We start from the raw sequence: 17,957 nt of genomic DNA on the forward strand, positions 1-17,957 counted from the left end.
CACGTGGCGAACATCAAGTCGCAGATCAAGCGCAACAAGACCAACGAGAAGGCGCGCGAGCGCAACAAGGCCGTCAAGAGCGAGCTGAAGACGCACGTCCGTCGCACCCGCGAGGCCGTCGCAGCCGGCGACAAGGCCGCGGCTGAGAAGGCGCTGGGCACGGCGACCAAGAAGCTCGACAAGGCGGTCAGCAAGGGCGTCATCCACAAGAACCAGGCGGCGAACCGCAAGTCGGCCATCGCCAAGCAGGTCGCCGCTCTCTGAGCCTCTGACAACCTCCGCGACCCCGAGTCGCGTGAAGGCCCGTCCCGCAAGGGGCGGGCCTTTCGCTTGCGTTCGCGAGTGCCGTGTCAGGCGCCGTACGGTGCGCGCGTGGCGATCACCGTGATCATGCGCTCGAGGGCGAACACCGCGTCGCGCGAGCCGCCTTTGACCTCAGCATCCGCCCGTGCCGTCGCCTGGATCGCGCGGCCGAGGCTCTCTTCGTTCCAGCCGACCAGGTCGCGGCGCGCGCGATCGATCTGCCAGTCCTTCATGCCCAGTCGCGAGGCGAGGGCCTTCGCCGGCTCGCGGTTGCCCGCGACCCGCGCCATCGTGCGCAGCTTCATGGCGACGGCCGCGACGAGCGGCACCGGGTCGGCGCCCGAGGCCAGGGCATGCCGGAGCGCGATGAGCGCCTCGCCGTAGCGCCCCGCGATCGCCGTGTCGGCGACCGTGAAGGCCGACGTCTCGACGCGGCCCCCGTAGTAACGCTCGACGACCTGGTCGGTGATGTCGCCGGGGACGTCCGCGATCAGCTGCTGGCACGCCGCCGCGAGCTCGGTGAGGTCGTCGGCGAACGCGGAGACGAGCGCGCGCAGCGCGGTCGGCGCGATGCGCTTCTTCGCGGCCTGGAACTCGCCCGCGGCGAAGTCGAAGCGGTCCGAGTCGCGCTTGACGGCCGGGCACGCGATCTCGACGCCCGAGCCCTCCCCCGCACGGATCGCGTCGAGCAGCTTCTTGCCGCGCACGCTCGCACCCGTGTGCCTGAGCACGACCGTCGCGCCGTCCTGCGGTGCGGCGAGGTAGGCGACGGCCTCGGCGAGGAAAGTGTCGGAGCACTTCTCGACGCCGCTCACCCGGACCAGCCGGGGCTCGCCGAACAGCGACGGCGAGGTGACGCCGAGGAGCGTTCCGGCGGCGTAGTCGTCCGCCCGGATGTCGGACACCTCGAGCGTCGGGTCTTCGGCGCGGAGATAGTCGCGCACGCCCGCGATCGCCCGTTCGGCGCAGACCTCCTCCGGCCCGGAGACGAGCACGATCGGCGCCGGCTGCGGAGCCCGCCAGGACAGCTGGGGAATGGCGCTGCGCGCGGCCTTCGCGGGTGCTCGGCGTGCGGGGGAAGCCATTGCCCCAGCCTACCGACGCCCACCGACGGCGGCCGCCTTCCCCTCATCCTCCGCCGTCGCGCCACATCGCCACCGAGCCGGTCTCGGCGCTCCACAGGGCGATCGCACCGTCGCGATCGGTGCGCGCGATCGTCGCATCGACGCCGGCGAGGATCCTCAGCGCCTCGGCGCGCGGATGCCCGTAGTCGTTGTCGGCGCCGACCGTGACGAGCGCGATCGACGGCCGTGCGGCGGCGTAGAGCCCTGCGTCCTGATCGGCGCTGCCGTGGTGAGCCGTCTTGACGATCGCGTAGGGCGCATCCAGCGCCCCCGATGCCGTCAGGAGCCGCTGCGGCGAGGCCGAGAGGTCGCCGAGCAGGAGTGTCGGCGGGATGCCGCCGCCTCGGACGTCGAGCACGACGCTGGCATCGTTGCCCGATGGGAAGGCGCGGCTGGCGGCCTTCGGCCAGAGCACCCGCCACCGCGCACCTCCCAGCGACCCGCTGAGCCCGGCCGACGCCTCGGTCGCCCGGGCTCCCCGCGCCGTCAGCGAAGCGATCGCAGCCTGCCCCTCCGCGCCGCCCCGCCCGTGGAGCACCGTGCCGACACGACCACGCACCGCGTCGAGCCCGCCGACGTGGTCGAGGTCGTAGTGGGTGAGGACGAGCAGGTCGATGCGATCGATGCCGGCTCGCGAAAGGCACGCGGCGAGCGGTTCGGGGTCGGGCCCGGTGTCGATCAGCGCGACAGCGCCCTCCGAGCGGAGCAGGACGGCATCTCCTTGGCCGACGTCGCACGCGAGCACCGTCCAGGCGGCGGGAAGGGTCCACCGGCCGGCGACCGTGGTCAAGGCGCCGGCGCCGAGCCCGCCACCGGTCAGCACGGCGACGACCACGATCGCGATCCCGCGCGTGGCCCGCCGGGCCCGCGAGCCGCCGCGGGCGATCGCGATCGCGAGTCCGATCGACAGGCCGACCCCGGCGAGGGCCACCGCACCGGGGATGCCCTCCAGCCAGGGCAGCGCGTCGGCGGGGAGCGTCGACACGGTGGTCGCCGTCGCGGCGATCCACGATGCCGGCAGCCACGCGAGCGCCGCGAGACCCGCCTGCAGCCACGGCAGCGGTTCGCTGAGACACGCCGCGAGACCGAGCACGGTCGCGGCCGGTGCGGCGGGCCCGGCGAGGAGGTTCGCGAGCACGCCGTAGACGGGCACGGTCGGCTCGATGAGGATCAGCAGCGGGCCGCACGCGAGCTGGGCGGCGAGGGGCACCGCGAGGGCGAGTGCGAGCGGCCGAGGGACTGCTCGGGCGAGGCCGGTGGCGAGCGGGCGCGCCCACAGCAGCAGCGACCCCGTCGCCGCGACCGAGAGCGCGAATCCGAGCGAGGCTGCGAGCCACGGATCCAGCACGAGGAGCAGGGCGACGGCGACCGACAGCAGGGCCATGCCCGCACCGGCGCGGCCGAGCAGCACGGCGAGCATCGCGATCGTGGCCATCGCGGACGCGCGCACGACGCTCGGCTCCGGCGTGACCAGGATCACGAACCCGGCGAGGACCGCGACTGCGCAGGCGACGCGGAGCCTCCTCGAGGCGCCGAGTGCGGCGGCGAGGGCGAACGCGATGCCGACGACGAGCGCGCAGTTGGCCCCCGACACGGCGGTGAGGTGCGACAGGGAGGACTCCTTCATCGCCGCGTCCAGCGACGGCGACACGACCGACGTGTCGCCCACCGCGAGCCCCGGGACGAGCCCCGCGCCCTCGCCGGGCAGACCGTGCACCGCCGCGACGAGCCCCCGGCGCAGCCCGCCGGCGACGGCTGCGGCGCCGCTCGGAGGGTTCACCACCTCCAGCCCGCGCGACGCCCGCACTTCGAGCGCCGCCCGCTCCCCCGGGCGCCCCTGCTTCGCCGTGCCGTGGGCGTCCACGGTGGAGCCGACGTCGAGCTGCCAGGGGCGGTCGACGTCCTCCGCTGAGACGCGCACCGTGATCTCGACCGGCGTCGGATGCGTCACGTCGCCGATCGTCACGTGCGACGCCCGGGCATCGAAGGCGAGCGAGCCGTCGGCGCGTCGTTCGATCTTGCCGATGACGTCCGCGCGGATGTCGACGGCCCGGCCGCCGGTGAGAGCGAGATCCTCGACGGCGCTCCGCGCGGGCTGCGCCAGGGCGACGTGGGACGCGGCGGCCGCCGAAGCCGCCCCCGCGAGCACGACGACCACGAGCGCACGGCGCACGGTGGCCCGCGGCATCCGGAATCCCGCCCGTGCGCCGGCGTGGCGAGACGCAACGCCATCGCGTGCGCTCAGGCTCGCCACGGCTGTCGTCAGGCCGAGGACGAGAGCCCAGAGGGTCAGAGCGATCCAGGGCGCTGCCGCAGGAGCGAGGATCGCGGCGGCGGCGGCCGCCCAGCATGCTGCCGCGACCGGTACCAGCCGCAGCCCGGGTCGGCGACGCACGTCACACCGTCACGAGGTCGCGCAGCGACTCGAGCATCTTGTCGCCGATGCCGGGGACGGCGAGGAGATCCTCGATGCTCGTGAACCCGCCGTTGTCGTCGCGCCACGCGATGATGCGCTCGGCCAGCGCCGGACCGACGCGTGGCAGCGTCTCGAGGAGGGTCGCGTCGGCGGTATTGAGATCGACCCGCGTGTCTGCCGGTGCTGCGGGTCCGGGTGCTCCCGCGCTGGGCGGCGCCTCTCCTTCGCGTGGCACCGGCAGCTGTTCGCCGTCGTCGATCGTGCGCGCCAGGTTGACCGCGTCGCGGTCCGCGTCATCGGCGAACCCTCCGGCGGCCGCGATCGCATCGACGACGCGGGAGCCCGCCGGCAGCACGTAGAGGCCAGGGGTGCGCACCGCACCCGAGACGTGCACGTAGAGCCGGGACGCGGGCGTCGCCGCGGCCCCGGGCGTCGGGTCGATGACGACCTCGTCGACAGGCGCCATCGCGCCGCGAAGGATGCCGATCCCGACGGTGATCGCCAGCGCGGCGATCACGAGCACGACGACGGCGCCGACCCCGAGGCGGCGACGCGCGGCGAGGCGCTCGGGCGACGCGCCCTCGGAACGGTCGCCGGCTGTCACAGACCCACGCTAGGAGGCGGGAGGGGGCCGAGATGCGGCGGGTCCCGGGGATGTGCATACCCCCGGGACCCGGTCCTCCTGTGGAGGAGGCTCAGTGCGTGCTGAAGCTCACGACCTTCGGCGGGCGGACGACCACCCGCGTGATCTCGCGTCCTGCGAGCGAGCGCACGACCTTCTCATCGGCGCGGGCGAGGCGCTCGAGCTCGGCGGCGTCGATGCGGGCGGGCACCCGGAGGGTGCCGCGCACCTTGCCGTCGACCTGCACGACCGCAGTGACGCTCTCCTCGACGAGCAGGGTCGGGTCGGCGGTGCGCCAGGGCACCAGGCCGACGAAACGGTCGTACCCGAGGATCTCCCACATCTCCTCCGCCAGGTGCGGAGCGAACAGGTCGAGGATCATCGCCGTGGCCTCGGCGGCCTCGCGAACGGCGGGGTCGGCAGGTCCGGCGCCGGTGTCGATGGTCTTGCGGGTCGTGTTGACGAGCTCCATGAGGCGCGCCACGACCACGTTGAACTTGGTCTGCTCGACGAGCCCCGGAGCGTCCGCGAGGAGGCGATGGGTCACACGCCGCAGCGAGACGTCGCCCTCGGCCCACACCACGTCGCGATCGCTCGTGACGTCGGAGGCGACCCGCCAGGCGCGGGCGAGGAACTTCTGGGCGCCCGTGGTCGACACGTCCTCCCAGTTGATGTCGTCCTCGACCGGTCCGGCGAACGCGATCGCGGTGCGCACCGCGTCGGCGCCGGGGTCGACCATGCTCGACGCGAACTCGACCAGGTTGCCCTTCGACTTCGACATCTTCGAGCCGTCGAGCAGCACCATGCCCTGGTTGATGAGGCTCGAGAACGGCTCGGTGAAATCGATGAGCCCCATGTCGAAGAGGACCTTGGTGATGAACCGCGCGTAGAGCAGGTGCAGGATCGCGTGCTCGACGCCGCCGATGTACGAGTCGACGGGGGCCCAGCGGTCCGCCTCGCGCGACGGGAACGCCTCGTTCGGGTCGTTCGGCGCCAGGAAGCGCAGGAAGTACCACGAGCTGTCCACGAACGTGTCCATCGTGTCGGGGTCGCGCAGCGCCGGCTCGCCCGTCTCGGGGTCGGTCGCCTTCATCCACTCCGTCGCGCCGCCGAGCGGCGACGTGCCCTTGGGGGCGAGGTCGAGTCCGTGCGCGTCGGGCAGGCGCAGCGGCAGCTGGTCCTCGGGGACGGGCACGATACGGCCGTCCTCGGTGTGGATCATCGGGATCGGCGTGCCCCAGAACCGCTGGCGCGAGATGAGCCAGTCGCGCAGGCGGTACGACTTCGCGGCGCGCCCGGTACCGGCGGCCTCGAGCAGCTCGATGATGCGCGCGATGGCGTGGCGCTTGGAGAGTCCGTCCAGCGAACCCGAGTTGATGAGGCGCCCCTCGCCGGTCAGAGCGATGCCGGTCGTCGCGGGGTCGAGGTCGGACAGCGTCTCGAGGGGACCCGGATCGATCGGCACACCCTCCTCGTCGAGTTCGATGACCGGGATCGCGCCCGTGATCGGCGCCGTGGTGTCGACGACGACCTTGACGGGCAAGTCGAACGCCCGTGCGAAGTCGAGGTCGCGCTGGTCGTGTGCGGGCACGGCCATGACGGCGCCGTGGCCGTAGTCGGCCAGCACGTAGTCCGCGGCCCAGATGGGCAGGCGCTCCCCGTTGACGGGGTTGACGGCGAAGCGGTCGAGGAACACGCCTGTCTTCGGGCGATCGGTGCTCTGGCGCTCGATCTCGGTCTCGCGCTGCACGCTCTCGAGGTAGTCCTGGAAGCGCATGCGCACGTCGGCGGACGAGCCGGCGGCGAGCTCGGCTGCCAGGTCGCTGTCGGGGGCCACGACCATGAAGGTCGCGCCGTGGAGCGTGTCGGGTCGGGTCGAGAAGACGGTGACCTTCTCGGCGCGGCCCTCGATCTCGAAGTCGATGTCGGCGCCCACCGAGCGGCCGATCCAGTTCCGCTGCATGCGGATGACCTTCTGCGGCCAGAAGCCCTCGAGCTGGTTGAGGTCGTCGAGCAGTCGGTCGGCGTACTCGGTGATCTTGAAGTACCACTGCGTGAGCTTCTTCTTGATCACCTCGGCGCCGCAGCGCTCGCAGTGGCCGTCGACGACCTGCTCGTTGGCGAGCACGGTCTGGTCGTTGGGGCACCAGTTGACCGGGCTCTCCTTGCGGTAGGCCAGGCCGCGCTCGTAGAGGCGCTGGAACAGCCACTGGTTCCAGTGGTAGTACTCGGGGTCGCTCGTGTGCAGGATGCGACTCCAGTCGTACGACGAGCCGTACTCGCGGAAGCTCTTCTTGTGCTGCTCGATGTTCGCGTAGGTCCACTCGCGCGGGTCGGCCCCGCGCTGGATCGCCGCGTTCTCGGCGGGCAGGCCGAACGAGTCCCATCCGATCGGGTTCAGCACGTTGTAGCCGCGGTGACGCCAGAACCGCGCGACGATGTCGACGTAGGCGTAGCTCTCGGCGTGGCCCATGTGGAGGTCGCCGGAGGGGTACGGGAACATGCCGAGCACGTACTTGCGGGGGCGCGTGTCGTCGGCGCCGCCGGCGCGGAACGGGTCGGCCTCGGCCCAGCGCGCCTGCCACTTCTGCTGGATCGAATAGGCGTCGTAGCCCTCTGTGGGCGCAGAGGTGTCGGGGGTTTCGGTCTGACTCACGTGGAAAGTGCCAATCATGGAAGCCGGAAAGCGCGCGCAGCGCGCGAAGCGCGTCTTCCAGGTTAGCGGAACGGGCGGTTCACCAGCCCGGCGGCAATGCGGCGCCCAGCGCGGCGAGGGGCCCGCGCGCCTTGATCCCGACCTCGGCGACTTCGGCCGCGGCATCCGATCGCCACGTGATGCCGCCGCCGGCACCCACGTACGCGCGCTCGGGCCTGACGACGATCGAGCGGATCACCATCGCGAGATCGAGCGCGCCGTCATCGCCGACCCATCCGAAGCAGCCGGAGAAGACTCCGCGGGGCGCGCCCTCGAGACCATGGAGGAGCGTCATCGCCGACAGCTTCGGCGCCCCCGTCATCGAGCCCGCTGGGAAGGTCGCGACCAGCAGGTCGTCGAGCGTCGTGCCGGCCGCGAGACGACCCGACACGGTGCTCACGAGCTGGTGCACGGCGGGATACGACTCGACCTCGAGCAGGGCATCGACGCCGACGGTGCCGGGCACACAGACGCGCGAGAGGTCGTTGCGCATCAGGTCGACGATCATGACGTTCTCGGCGCGCTCCTTCTCGCTCGCGCGCAGCTCCGCCGCCAGCGCAGCATCGGCGACGGCGTCCGCGTCGCGTGGCCGGGTGCCCTTGATCGGCCGGGTACGCACGACGGCACCGCCGTCGGACGCCTCCTCGACGTGGAGGAACTGCTCCGGGCTCGCGCTCAGCAGCGCGATGTCGCCCGATCGGACGAACCCCCCGTGGTGCGCGGGTGTCGCCGCACGCAGGCGGGCATAGACCTCGACGGGATCGACGGATGCCTCGACCTCGAAGCGCGTCGTGAGGCACAGCTGGTAGGCGTCGCCCTCCCGGATCGCGTCGCGACAGCGTTCGATGAGGGCGGCGTATTCATCGGGGCGGTGGCGGGCGCGGGCGACGGTGCCGGGCCCGGCTGGTGAGGGCAGGATGTGCTCGCCGGTCGCCGCGGTGACCGCGGTGGCGAGCTCAACGACGTCCGTCGCAGAACCGTACGCACGTACGCTCCGGCGCGCGTGATCGAATGCGACGAGACGTTCCACCCGCAGCCACAGGTCCTGCGGGACGCCGTCGGCCTCGCGGGCCGCAGGGGCGCCCGCGCGGGCCGCGGCGTCGTCGTAGCCGGTCCAGCCCACCCAGCCGCCGCGCAACGGGCTCTCGTCAGAGGAAGCCGTGACGGCCGTGCAGGTCGTCGCCTTCACCTGCGCCGGGTCGTCCGGTGACCCCGCGCCCATCCAGCTCCATCCCTCACGCGCGTCGGGTCCGGCATCGAGCCAGAAGGCGTGCGGCTCGTCCGCGAAGACGGCGCTGAAGACGGATGCCGGATCCACCCAGTGCGCGACGTCCGCGGCGGCGAGGGGCTCCGTCATCTTCCCAGGTTAGAGGGACGCGCAGACCTCTAGGCTCGTGGCGTGAACGAGTTCCTGACGTGGCTGCTCGACGCCGTGCAGAGCGTCGACCCGATCGTCAGGACGCTCCTCGCCGGATTCGCGATCATGCTCGAGACCAGCGTGCTGATCGGGCTCGTGGTCCCCGGCGACACCGTGGTGATCGTCGCCGCAACCGCGGTCTCGTCCGTGCTGGAGGGGGTCATCCTCGGGATCGCAGTGGTCATCGGCGCCCTCATCGGCGAGAGCATCGGCTTCTGGCTCGGACGCTACCTCGGCCCGCGCATCCAGCACTCCGCGCTCGGACGCCGTATCGGCGAGGAGAACTGGGCGCGCTCGGAGAGATACCTGCGGCGTCGGGGCGGGCCCGCGATCTTCCTCTCGCGCTTCCTGCCGGTGCTGCACTCGCTCGTGCCGCTCACCGTCGGGATGAGCGGCTACCCGTATCGACGGTTCCTCGCATGGACGATCCCGGCGTGCGTGATCTGGTCGACGCTCTACATCTCGGTCGCGGCCGTCGCCGCGGGCACATACCGTGAGCTCGCAGACCAGCTCCACTACGCGGGCTACATCTTCGTGGGCGTCATCGTGCTGTTCCTGGTGCTCGTCTTCATCAGCAAGAAGGTCATCGAGCGCGCTGAGCGCAAGCACCTTGAGCACGACGGCACGGACGAGTCCCCCGTGGCGGACATGAAAGACTGAAGCGGTGCCCCACACCGATCCTCACAATGTGCGCACGAAGGTCCTGTGGCTGGCACGCCTGGAGTACCGGTTCCACGCATGGCGCGAGCGGCGCGCGCGCCGTCGGGGTCAGACACCCACGGTCACGCCTTTCCCCGGCTACGGAGGCCCGGGCTGGGTGCGCGTCCTCGGCCGCGTGATGATCGTCCCGCCGGCGAAGCAGACGACCACCGGCGAGTACGCCGGAGTGCGCGGCTGGCGCAGCTTCGCGGCCGTCCCCATCGGGTACGCGCAGGTCACGGTGACGATCGCGGGCGTCGACCACGATGTCGTCGCCGATCGGGGCGGTGTGATCGACACCAAGCTCCCGGCGGGCCTCGAACCCGGCTGGCAGACCTTCACGGTGTCGGTGGAGGGCGGGACGCCGGTCGAGACACGGGCTTTCATCGTCGCGCCGGATGTGACGTTCGGCATCGTGTCGGACGTCGACGACACCGTCATGGTCACGGCCATCCCCCGCCCGCTCCTCGCGGCGTGGAACTCGTTCGTGGTGAACGAGCACGCGCGCCAGCCGGTCCCCGGCATGGCGGTGCTGATGGAGCGTGTCGTGCGGGAGAACCCGGGCGCCCCTCTCATCTACCTCTCCACCGGTGCGTGGAACATCGCGCCCACCCTCATGCGGTTCCTCAGCCGCCACGTGTTCCCGCCGGGTGCGCTGCTGCTCACCGACTGGGGTCCCACCCACGACCGCTGGTTCCGCAGCGGCAAGGCGCACAAGCTCTCCAACCTCCGTCGCCTCGCCGAGGAGTTCCCCCACGTGCGGTGGCTCCTCATCGGCGACGACGGCCAGCACGACGACGCGATCTACACGACCTTCACCGACGAGCACCCGTCACGGGTCGTTGCCGTCGCCATCCGCCGCCTCTCCCCGGCGGAAGCGGTCCTCGCCGGCGGCCGCACCGCCGTCAACGACCACGCGGCCGCCGAGGTGCCGTGGGTGAGCGACAGCGACGGCGCCGGCCTGCTCGAGCGGCTGGAGGATGTCGGCGTCCTCGGTGCCGCCGGAGCACTCGAGGCCTGACCGGTCCCGCTGCATCGACGTCGGTGGCCACGCGTAGGCTGGCGTCATGTGCGGACGCTTCGTAGTGGCCAGCGCCGGCTCCGATCTCGTCGGGGTGCTGCGCGTCGACGTCCAGGGTGACGATCTCCCGGCGCCGTCCTTCAACGTGGCCCCGACCGCCAGCGCCGCGATCGTGCTCGACTCGGCGAAGACCGAGCCGCCGACCCGCCGTCTCGAGGCCGCCCGCTGGGGACTGATCCCGTCGTGGGCGAAAGACACCAAGATCGGTGCGCGGGCGTTCAACGCCCGGGCGGAGGAACTCGAAGACAAGCCCATGTTCCGCAGCGCTCTCGAGAAGCGCCGCGCGGTGGTGCCCGTGTCGGGCTACTACGAGTGGAAGAACGTCGACGGCACGAAGATCCCCCACTACATCCATCCCGCCGACGGCGAGCCGCTGTTCCTCGCCGGGCTGTACGAGTGGTGGCGCGACAAGACCAAGGGCGACGACGACCCCGAGCGCTGGCTGCTGAGCTTCACGATCCTCACCCGCGACGCGATCGGCCGCCTCGGCTCGATCCACGACCGCATGCCGCTGTTCCTCGACCCCGACCATGCCGATGCCTGGCTCGACCCGACCACCGACAACGTGCGCGATGTGCTCGACGCGGCGATCGACGCGGCCCCCGCCCTCGCCGACACCCTCGACGACCACGAGGTGTCGAAGGACGTCGGCAACGTCCGCAACAATTCGCCCGAGCTCATCGAGCCCGTCGAGGCCTGACCCGCACTCAGCGCCCGCCCGGGCGCGCCCGCGTATCCTCGAACGGTGACGATCGCGCCCCCTGAAGCCCCGGTGCTCGCCGGCGGCCTGTGGCGCGAGCGCGAGGCGGCGCACGATGCGCGCGCCCGAGCGCTCACGGCCGCGCACCGCGTCCGGGCCGCGCGGGGTGAGAAGCACCCTGTCGAGGACTTCCTCTTCACGTACTACTCGTACAAGCCCTCCGTCCTGCACCGTTGGCATCCCGGTGAGGGCGTCGAGTTGGCGGATGCCGCCTCCGACGCCCGCGCCGGATGGCGCTGGTACCGGCCCGGCAGCGTGCCCGGCGCTCTCGCCGTCGACGGTGAAGGTTTCCGGGCCGAGCGGGGCGCGCTCGTGGCGAACGTGGGGCGGATCCTCCGGGCCACCGCAGGCCGTGCCCCCGGCTTCGGGTGCTTCGGCCTGCACGAGTGGGCCATGGTGTACCGGCAGCAGGAACACCGGCATCCCGTTCCGCTCCGACTGGGGCAGGACGCGACCGACGCGGTGGTCGAGGCGCACGAGCTCCGGTGCACGCACTTCGACGCATTCCGGTTCTTCACGCCCGACGCCGTTGCGCGCAACCGCGACACACCCACGCGCGAGACGCAGGCGGCGCTCGAGCAGCCCGGCTGCCTCCATGCCGGCATGGACCTGTACAAGTGGGCGGTCAAGCTCGGGCCGCTCGTGCCGGGCGAGGTGATGCTCGACGCGTTCGAGCTCGCCCGCGACATCCGCGTGCTCGACATGCGGGCGTCCCCTTACGATCTCGCGGACTGGGGCTACGCGCCCGTGCCGATCGAGACCGCGGAGGGCAAGGCGGCGTATGTGCGCGCGCAGCGCGGCTTCGCCGAGCGCGGACAGCTTCTCCGGGGCCGACTCATCGAGATCGCGGGCGCCTGACTCACCCGGCCGGATCCGCGCACGTGGTGCACGGGAGTTCTCCGCCTGCGCCCTCGGCGGCGGCGAGGCGCAGCTCCATCACGCGCGTCGCCGCCTCCTCGAGACGATCCGCCGGGACCGCGCCCGACTCCACCGCGGCGACGATGCCGTCGACGATCTGCGGAGCCGTCTCGGGCGTCGACGAGACCACCGTCAGCAGCATGTCGTTGCCGGCCGCGAGGGCGTTGACGGCATTCGCCACGGGGTCGGCGTATTCGCGAAGGCCGGAGCTCTGCAGCATGCCCAGGTCATCGGTGATCGTCACGCCCTCGAAGCCCAGTTCGTCCCGCGCGATACGGTGCCATTCGGGCGACAGGCTCGCGGGCGCCGGATCGACGGCGGTGTACGCGAGGTGGCCGAACATGAGAAGCTCGGCGCCGGCGTCGACTCCCGCCTGGAACGGGAGGGCGTCGGCGGCGCGCCACTGATCGAGCGGCATCGGGGTCGACGGGATCGAGGAGTGGGAATCGCCGGGTGCCGCGCCGTGGCCGGGGAAATGCTTGAGCGTCGAGAAGACCTTCCCCTTCTCACCGTTCACCGCGGCGGCCACGTGGGCGGCCGCGATGTCGGGTGTCGTGCCGAGGACGCGACGATGGATGAACGAGTCCGGGTCGGCGGTGACGTCCGCCACGATGCCGAAGTTGACGGACATGCCTGCCTGGCGCACGAGCGCCGAACGCCCCGCGTACGCGGCCTCCACCGTGGCGGGATCGGCCTGCTGCAGCTCCAGCGGTGACGGAAGATCGTCCCACGGCAGCCGTGACACGTCGCCGCCCTCCTGGTCGATGGCGATGAGCGGCGGGTGCGCGGGGTCGACCGTGAGCGATGCGGTGATCTCCTGGAGTGCCGCCTCGTCCGCGGGGATGTTCGCGCCCATGAGCAGGAAGCCCCCGGCATCGGTGGATTCCATGTACGAGCGCAGGGCCGCGGCATCCGTCGTCGGAACGTGCCCCATCACGACGCTCGCCGCGCGCTCCCGCAGCGACATCGACGAGACGGCCTGCTCGGCCGGCGAGAGACGTGCCGCATCGGGGGTCGGCGTCATCGTGACCGTGGGCGACGAGGTCGGCGCCGGCTTCGCGGTGGGTGTCGCGGCGCACGAGGCGCAGCCGATCGCCGCGGCTGCGACGACCGCGGCGAGCAGGAGGGAACGTCGCGCCGCAGTCACTCGAACAGCCTAAGCGCGGACGGCGATCAGTGGCGCGCGACGATGGCCGCGGCATCCGTCCCCGAAGGCAGCACACCGTATTGCGCCGCGTTCCTCGCCCAGCCTGGCGGCGATGAACGTGTCGGCGTCCTGCCCGGGTGCGTGGCGCAGCATGAGGGACGCCTGGAAGGCGAGCGCGAGGTCTTCGCTGAGTCGGCGGGCCTGCGACGGCGCCGCATCCGGATCGGCCGCGAGGCGCTGCAGCAGGGCGAGGGCGCGTTCCACGTGCCGATCGAGGACCGCCGAGGAGCCCGCCGTGGTCGCGAGCTCGTCGGCGGTGGTGCCCAGGACGCAGTCGAGGCGCGTGCGCTGGACCATCTCGAGTGCGCCGCCGCACCGATCATCCGCTGCCCCCGCGCGAACGAAGTCATGACGTCTCTGTCTCCCCCGCCCCGGCCCCCGCCATCGCGAGCGTGTACTGCTCCCCCGGGCTGAGCGGGGCGCGCGTCACGATGTCGTGGACGAAGGCGAGCTTGTGCCGCACCGGCGTCACGATCGTGAACGGATAGAGGTCGCCGAAGCCCATCGACCGGTTGATGCGGTTGAACGCCTGCGACAGCCACTCCCAATCGGTGAGCAGCCTCTGGATCGGCTCGTGCTCGTACGACTCGAGGGGGACGACATCCGTGTCGCGGAGGTTGGTCACGGACGCATCGAGATGGATGCCGATGACCGCGGCGGTCTGCAGCGTGCCCGTGATGTGGAGATAGTGGGCGAACGTCTCGGCGAAGTCCTCCCACGGGTGCATCGTCGCGTACTCGGAGATGAAGGCTTCATGCCAGTCGGAGGGGGCTCCGAACGAGTAGTGGTGCTTCAGCGCCTCGCGGTAGCTCGTGCGCTCGTCCCCGAAGAGCTCGCGGCACCGCGCCCAGAGCTCGTCGTCGGTGAGGAGGACGTTCTGGTAGTAGTGACCGACCTCGTGCCGCAGGTGGCCGAGTATCGTGCGGTACGGCTCGCCGAGCCGCACGCGCAGCGCCTCGCGGCGGTCGTCGAGGCTCTCAGCCAGGTCGATCGTGATGATGCCGTTGGCGTGCCCGATCGTGACCGGCTTGCCGTCGGAGAGGCTGGAGATCAGGTCGAACCCGAGCCCGCCCTTCTCGACGTCCCACCCGACCATCGGCAGGCCGAGATCGGCGAGCTGCAGGAGGAGCCGGCGCTTGGCCTCCTCGGTCTTCGCGAGCTTCTCGAGCGCGACGGTGTCGTCCGCCGCCGGACGGCGGCGCGTGAGCCGGCAGGAGAAGCAGCGGCCGGCGGGCGCGTTCTCCCACACCAGCCAGTTGCACGCCCATTCGCGGTTCGAGCAGGTGTACCAGGTCTCGTCGTCGATGACGGCCTGGCCGTGACGGAGCCCGAAGAACTCGCGTGTGGGGATGTGGTAGCCGATCTCGGCTTCGCAGTTCGGACACTGCAGGGTGTCCAGGTAGACGAAGTGGCGACAATGCGGACAGCGGGGCTGCGAGGTCACGCTCTCACCGTAGCGTGCCGGGGTGCGCGCGGGCGCACGCGTCACGGCGCCTCGACGAGCTCCACCCGCAGGAGCAGATCGTCGCTTGGTCGCGGCGAGCCGCGTCCATCGGTGTTGTTGGTCAAGAGCCACAGCGACCCGTCTGTCGGCGCGACCACGTCGCGCAGTCGCCCGTACTCGCCCACCAGCGCGGCGACGGGCTCGCCGCGCATCTCGCCGGCATCCGTGTCGATCTGCCAGAGTCGCTCGCCGCGGAGCCCCGCCATGAAGACCGTGTCGCCGCGCGTGGCGATCCCACTGGGACTCGCATCGCTCGTCGGCCATTGCGCCACGGGATCGATGAAGCCCTCCCGGTCGGACATGCCCTCGACGATCGGCCAGCCGTAGTTGGCGCCGGGCTCGATGCGATTGAGCTCGTCCCAGGTGTTCTGACCGAACTCACTGGCCCACATCGTGCCGTCCGCCGTCCAGGCGATCCCCTGGACGTTGCGATGTCCCATGGACCAGACGCGCGTGTTCCACGGGTTGCCCGGAGCGGGGTCGCCGTCGACGGTGACGCGCAGGATCTTGCCGCCGAGGTCGTCCGGGTCTTGGGCGGCGTCGCGCCGCTGCGCATCCCCGGTCGTGACGTAGAGGTAGCCGTCCGGACCGAAAGCGAGGCGGCCGCCGTCGTGGGTGCTCGCCCGCGCTATGCCGTCGAGGATCACCTCCGGCTCGCCCAGCTCGAAGGATCCCGGGTCGCCGAGCAACGGCATCCGTGCCACGCGGTTGTCGTCGCTCGCGCCGAAGTAGGCGAAGAGCGTGCGCGCGCCGTCGGCCTCGTGCAGGGCAAGGCCGTGAAGGCCGGATTCGCCGCCCGACACCACAGCGGAGACCACGCCGACCGTGCGGACCTCACCGTCCGCGGTGAGCTCGAGCACCGTGCCGTCGCCGCGCTCGGAGATGAGCGCGCCCCCGCCGTCGAGAGGCGCGACCGACCACGGCGCCACCAGCTCCGATGCGAGAGTTCCCGTGACCGACCCGGCACGCCACCACGACTCGGTGGCCGCAGACGTGCTCGGGCCGATCGTGGGCGCCTGCGACGAGGGGGCCGGCGACGGCGGCGCCGGGGCGGTGCACCCCGCTGACGAGGTCAGGGCCAGCACGAGGCATCCGACCGCCGCCCACCGGGCGTCGCGTCTCATCCGTCCGCCACGGCCGACTCGAGGGCAGCGAGGTCGATGCGGCGCATGCGGAGCATCGCCTGCACCGCGCGATGGGCGATCTCAGGGTCGCGGTGGCGGATCAGCTCGACCAGCCGGTCGGGGATGATCTGCCACGACAGCCCCCAACGGTCCTTCAGCCACCCGCAGGGCTGCTCCTGGCCGCCCTGTGCGGTGAGGGCGTCCCAGTAGCGGTCGACCTCGGCCTGGTCGCGGCACGCGACGTACAGCGAGACAGCCTCGGTGAAGGGGAACTGCGGGCCGGCGTCCATGCCGAAGTAGTCGCGGCCGCCCAGCCGGAAGTGCACGTGCATGACCTTGCCGCCCATGCCCGGCACCTCGTCCGGGTAGCGGTCGATCGTGACGAGCTCGGAGTCCGGGATCAGCGCGGTGTAGAACGTGACCGCCTCTTCCGCGGCGTCGTCGAACCAGAGGAACGGGGTCACAGCACTCATGCGCTCCACCCTTGTCGACGCGCCCCAGCCGCGCAATGGGCACGGGCGACGCCGTGCCGCGGTGTTCGGGAAAGCGAAAGGCCGCCCTCATCGGGCGGCCTTCTCGGTGGACCTGAGGGGACTCGAACCCCTGACCCCCTGCATGCCATGCAGGTGCGCTACCAGCTGCGCCACAGGCCCGGATGCTGTCCCCGCTCTCGCGGGGCAACTCGTCTAGCTTACAACATTCGGAGGGGTGCTCCGTACCAGCGTCACTCTTCGACGGTGGCCCGGGCCGGGAGGGTGATGGGCACGACAGGGCAGTCCTTCCACAGTCGCTCGAGGCCGTAGTAGACGCGCTCCTGCTCGTGGAACACGTGCACCACCAGGTCGCCGAAGTCGATGAGGATCCACCGCGACTCGTCGCGGCCCTCGCGACGCAGCCGCTTGTGGCCGGCTTCGAGCAGCTTGTCCTCGATCTCGTCGGCGATCGCCGCGACATTGCGTTCGCTGCGCCCGGTGACCAGCAGGAAGATGTCGACGAGCGGAAGGGGCTCGGACACGTCGAGCGCGACGAGATCCTCGCCGCCCTTGGCATCGGCCGCGGCCGCGGCGATCTGGAGCATGTCGTGCGACTGCACGTTCGCCACCATCAGAACACTCCTGTCACGAAGGCGAGGATCAGAACGCCGACGAGGGCGAGGGCCAGCACGCCCGCGGTGATCGCGAGCGACATCATGAGCTTGCCGCCCTTTTCGGGGACCGGGGGCTTGATGACGTCGCCGGGCGCCTTCGCGGTGCTCACGGCGGCGCTTGCGGCGATCGGCGTCGGCGACGAGTGCGACGGCAGCTCGCCGTCGACCAGCGTGGCATCGATCTCCTTGCCGTCGGCGGTGCCCTTCGCGTGCCCGGTGGAGCCGAGTCCCTCGGGCAGGTTGAAGGTGCCGGTGACGATGACCTCGCCGGTGGCGGTGACGGGCGCCACGAGGGGCCCTACCTCCGGCGCCTGTGACACGATCAGCGCGTTGGGGATCGCGATGGCACCGGTCGTGCGCGTGAGCAGCTGGTCGAACGAGGGAGGGAACTCGACGGCCGCGGGCTCCCCGGCGGCGGGTGCGTCGTCGAGCAGACGGGCGCCGAGGAGCGGGCTGACGGCCTTCGGCGCCGCAGGGGCCGCTTCGGCCTCGGTCTCGTCGTCGTCATCGTCATCGTCAGAGGCGCCGGACACGCTGTCGAGCGGGCCGTCCTGGACCTCGGGCGCCGGGTGCTCGTCCGCGAAGTCGGGAACCGCGACGGGGCCGGCCTGCTGCCAAGTCGGCGCGGGGGCCGACGTGGGCTCCGCTTCGCGAGGGATGCCGAACAGCGCGTGCATGCCGCTGTCGGTCGAGACCGAGGACGCGTCGGGGGCGGGGGTGAACAGCGACGGCGCCGGCTCGTCGAACGGCGCCACGGGCGGCGGGGCGACGGGGAACGCGAATGTCGCAGCGGCGCCGCCGCTGGCGGCCGCGTGGGCGGCGACGACCTCCGGCGTGATCACGGGCACCGAAGCGGTGCGGATGCGCTCCTGCTGGCGCGCCTGGCGGCGTGTGAGCGGAGACACGCCCAGGTCCACGGCGGCGTCGGGAACGGGCGCCG

17 protein-coding genes and 1 tRNA gene are annotated in these 17,957 nt (G+C 71.7%); 5 read left to right on the forward strand and 13 right to left on the reverse strand.

Annotation, left to right across the window (positions count from 1 at the left end):
- The first annotated feature begins 3 nt into the window (after positions 1-3).
- Positions 4-264, forward strand: a complete 261-nt coding sequence (gene rpsT, locus AC3A46_RS12995) for a 30S ribosomal protein S20 (protein ID WP_341999261.1) — start codon at positions 4-6, stop codon at positions 262-264.
- A gap of 86 nt (positions 265-350) precedes the next feature.
- On the opposite strand, the gene holA is transcribed toward rpsT, so the two are convergent.
- From holA to AC3A46_RS13020, 5 genes are all read right to left on the reverse strand, one after another.
- Complete coding sequence (gene holA, locus AC3A46_RS13000) at positions 351-1,388, reverse strand: DNA polymerase III subunit delta (protein ID WP_387137358.1); 1,038 nt, start codon at positions 1,386-1,388, stop codon at positions 351-353.
- Between the two features lie 43 nt (positions 1,389-1,431).
- Positions 1,432-3,822, reverse strand: a complete 2,391-nt coding sequence (locus AC3A46_RS13005; protein WP_487665558.1) for a ComEC/Rec2 family competence protein — start codon at positions 3,820-3,822, stop codon at positions 1,432-1,434.
- 1 nt (position 3,823) lies between these two features.
- Positions 3,824-4,447 (reverse strand): helix-hairpin-helix domain-containing protein, encoded by a 624-nt coding sequence (locus tag AC3A46_RS13010; protein WP_487665559.1) that lies wholly within the window; start codon positions 4,445-4,447, stop codon positions 3,824-3,826.
- Between the two features lie 91 nt (positions 4,448-4,538).
- Positions 4,539-7,139 carry a leucine--tRNA ligase gene (gene leuS, locus AC3A46_RS13015; protein ID WP_487665560.1) on the reverse strand — a complete coding sequence of 867 codons (2,601 nt, stop codon included), beginning with the start codon at positions 7,137-7,139 and terminating at the stop codon, positions 4,539-4,541.
- A 61-nt stretch (positions 7,140-7,200) separates the two neighbouring features.
- A complete protein-coding gene (locus AC3A46_RS13020; protein ID WP_487665561.1) occupies positions 7,201-8,517 on the reverse strand; it encodes an anthranilate synthase component I family protein in 1,317 nt (438 codons plus the stop codon).
- 42 nt (positions 8,518-8,559) lie between these two features.
- Between AC3A46_RS13020 and AC3A46_RS13025 the strand changes: the two genes are divergently transcribed.
- The 4 genes from AC3A46_RS13025 to AC3A46_RS13040 are packed head-to-tail and all read left to right on the forward strand — an operon-like array spanning position 8,560 to position 11,975.
- Positions 8,560-9,237, forward strand: a complete 678-nt coding sequence (locus AC3A46_RS13025) for a DedA family protein (protein WP_487665562.1) — start codon at positions 8,560-8,562, stop codon at positions 9,235-9,237.
- 4 nt (positions 9,238-9,241) lie between these two features.
- A complete protein-coding gene (locus AC3A46_RS13030) occupies positions 9,242-10,297 on the forward strand; it encodes an App1 family protein phosphatidate phosphatase (protein WP_487665563.1) in 1,056 nt (351 codons plus the stop codon).
- Positions 10,298-10,343: 46 nt separating this feature from the next.
- Positions 10,344-11,057, forward strand: coding sequence for an SOS response-associated peptidase (locus tag AC3A46_RS13035; RefSeq protein ID WP_487665564.1), 714 nt, complete (start codon positions 10,344-10,346; stop codon positions 11,055-11,057).
- 45 nt (positions 11,058-11,102) lie between these two features.
- The gene (locus AC3A46_RS13040) at positions 11,103-11,975 is read left to right on the forward strand and encodes a 3-methyladenine DNA glycosylase (RefSeq protein WP_487665565.1); all 873 of its coding nucleotides are present in this window, start codon (positions 11,103-11,105) and stop codon (positions 11,973-11,975) included.
- A 1-nt stretch (position 11,976) separates the two neighbouring features.
- Here AC3A46_RS13040 and AC3A46_RS13045 read toward each other — a convergent pair whose 3' ends face one another.
- From AC3A46_RS13045 to AC3A46_RS13080, 8 genes are all read right to left on the reverse strand, one after another.
- A complete protein-coding gene (locus AC3A46_RS13045) occupies positions 11,977-13,182 on the reverse strand; it encodes a glycoside hydrolase family 3 N-terminal domain-containing protein (protein WP_487665566.1) in 1,206 nt (401 codons plus the stop codon).
- A gap of 9 nt (positions 13,183-13,191) precedes the next feature.
- Positions 13,192-13,539, reverse strand: a complete 348-nt coding sequence (locus AC3A46_RS13050) for a hypothetical protein (protein WP_487665567.1) — start codon at positions 13,537-13,539, stop codon at positions 13,192-13,194.
- A 49-nt stretch (positions 13,540-13,588) separates the two neighbouring features.
- Positions 13,589-14,686 carry a zinc-binding metallopeptidase family protein gene (locus tag AC3A46_RS13055; RefSeq protein WP_487665568.1) on the reverse strand — a complete coding sequence of 366 codons (1,098 nt, stop codon included), beginning with the start codon at positions 14,684-14,686 and terminating at the stop codon, positions 13,589-13,591.
- Between the two features lie 41 nt (positions 14,687-14,727).
- Positions 14,728-15,870 carry a PQQ-dependent sugar dehydrogenase gene (locus tag AC3A46_RS13060; RefSeq protein WP_487665569.1) on the reverse strand — a complete coding sequence of 381 codons (1,143 nt, stop codon included), beginning with the start codon at positions 15,868-15,870 and terminating at the stop codon, positions 14,728-14,730.
- Positions 15,867-16,343 (reverse strand): VOC family protein, encoded by a 477-nt coding sequence (locus AC3A46_RS13065; protein ID WP_487665570.1) that lies wholly within the window; start codon positions 16,341-16,343, stop codon positions 15,867-15,869. Before AC3A46_RS13065 ends, AC3A46_RS13060 begins: the two co-directional genes overlap by 4 nt.
- A 107-nt stretch (positions 16,344-16,450) precedes the next feature.
- A tRNA-Ala gene (locus AC3A46_RS13070) sits at positions 16,451-16,523 on the reverse strand.
- A 71-nt stretch (positions 16,524-16,594) separates the two neighbouring features.
- The gene (rsfS, locus tag AC3A46_RS13075; RefSeq protein WP_310246850.1) at positions 16,595-16,975 is read right to left on the reverse strand and encodes a ribosome silencing factor; all 381 of its coding nucleotides are present in this window, start codon (positions 16,973-16,975) and stop codon (positions 16,595-16,597) included.
- Positions 16,975-17,957: hypothetical protein (locus AC3A46_RS13080; RefSeq protein WP_487665571.1), on the reverse strand; the 983-nt coding region annotated here is incomplete at its 5' end. The genes AC3A46_RS13080 and rsfS, both read right to left, overlap by 1 nt.

The organism is Microbacterium sp. Soil_C_42, from assembly GCF_057656735.1.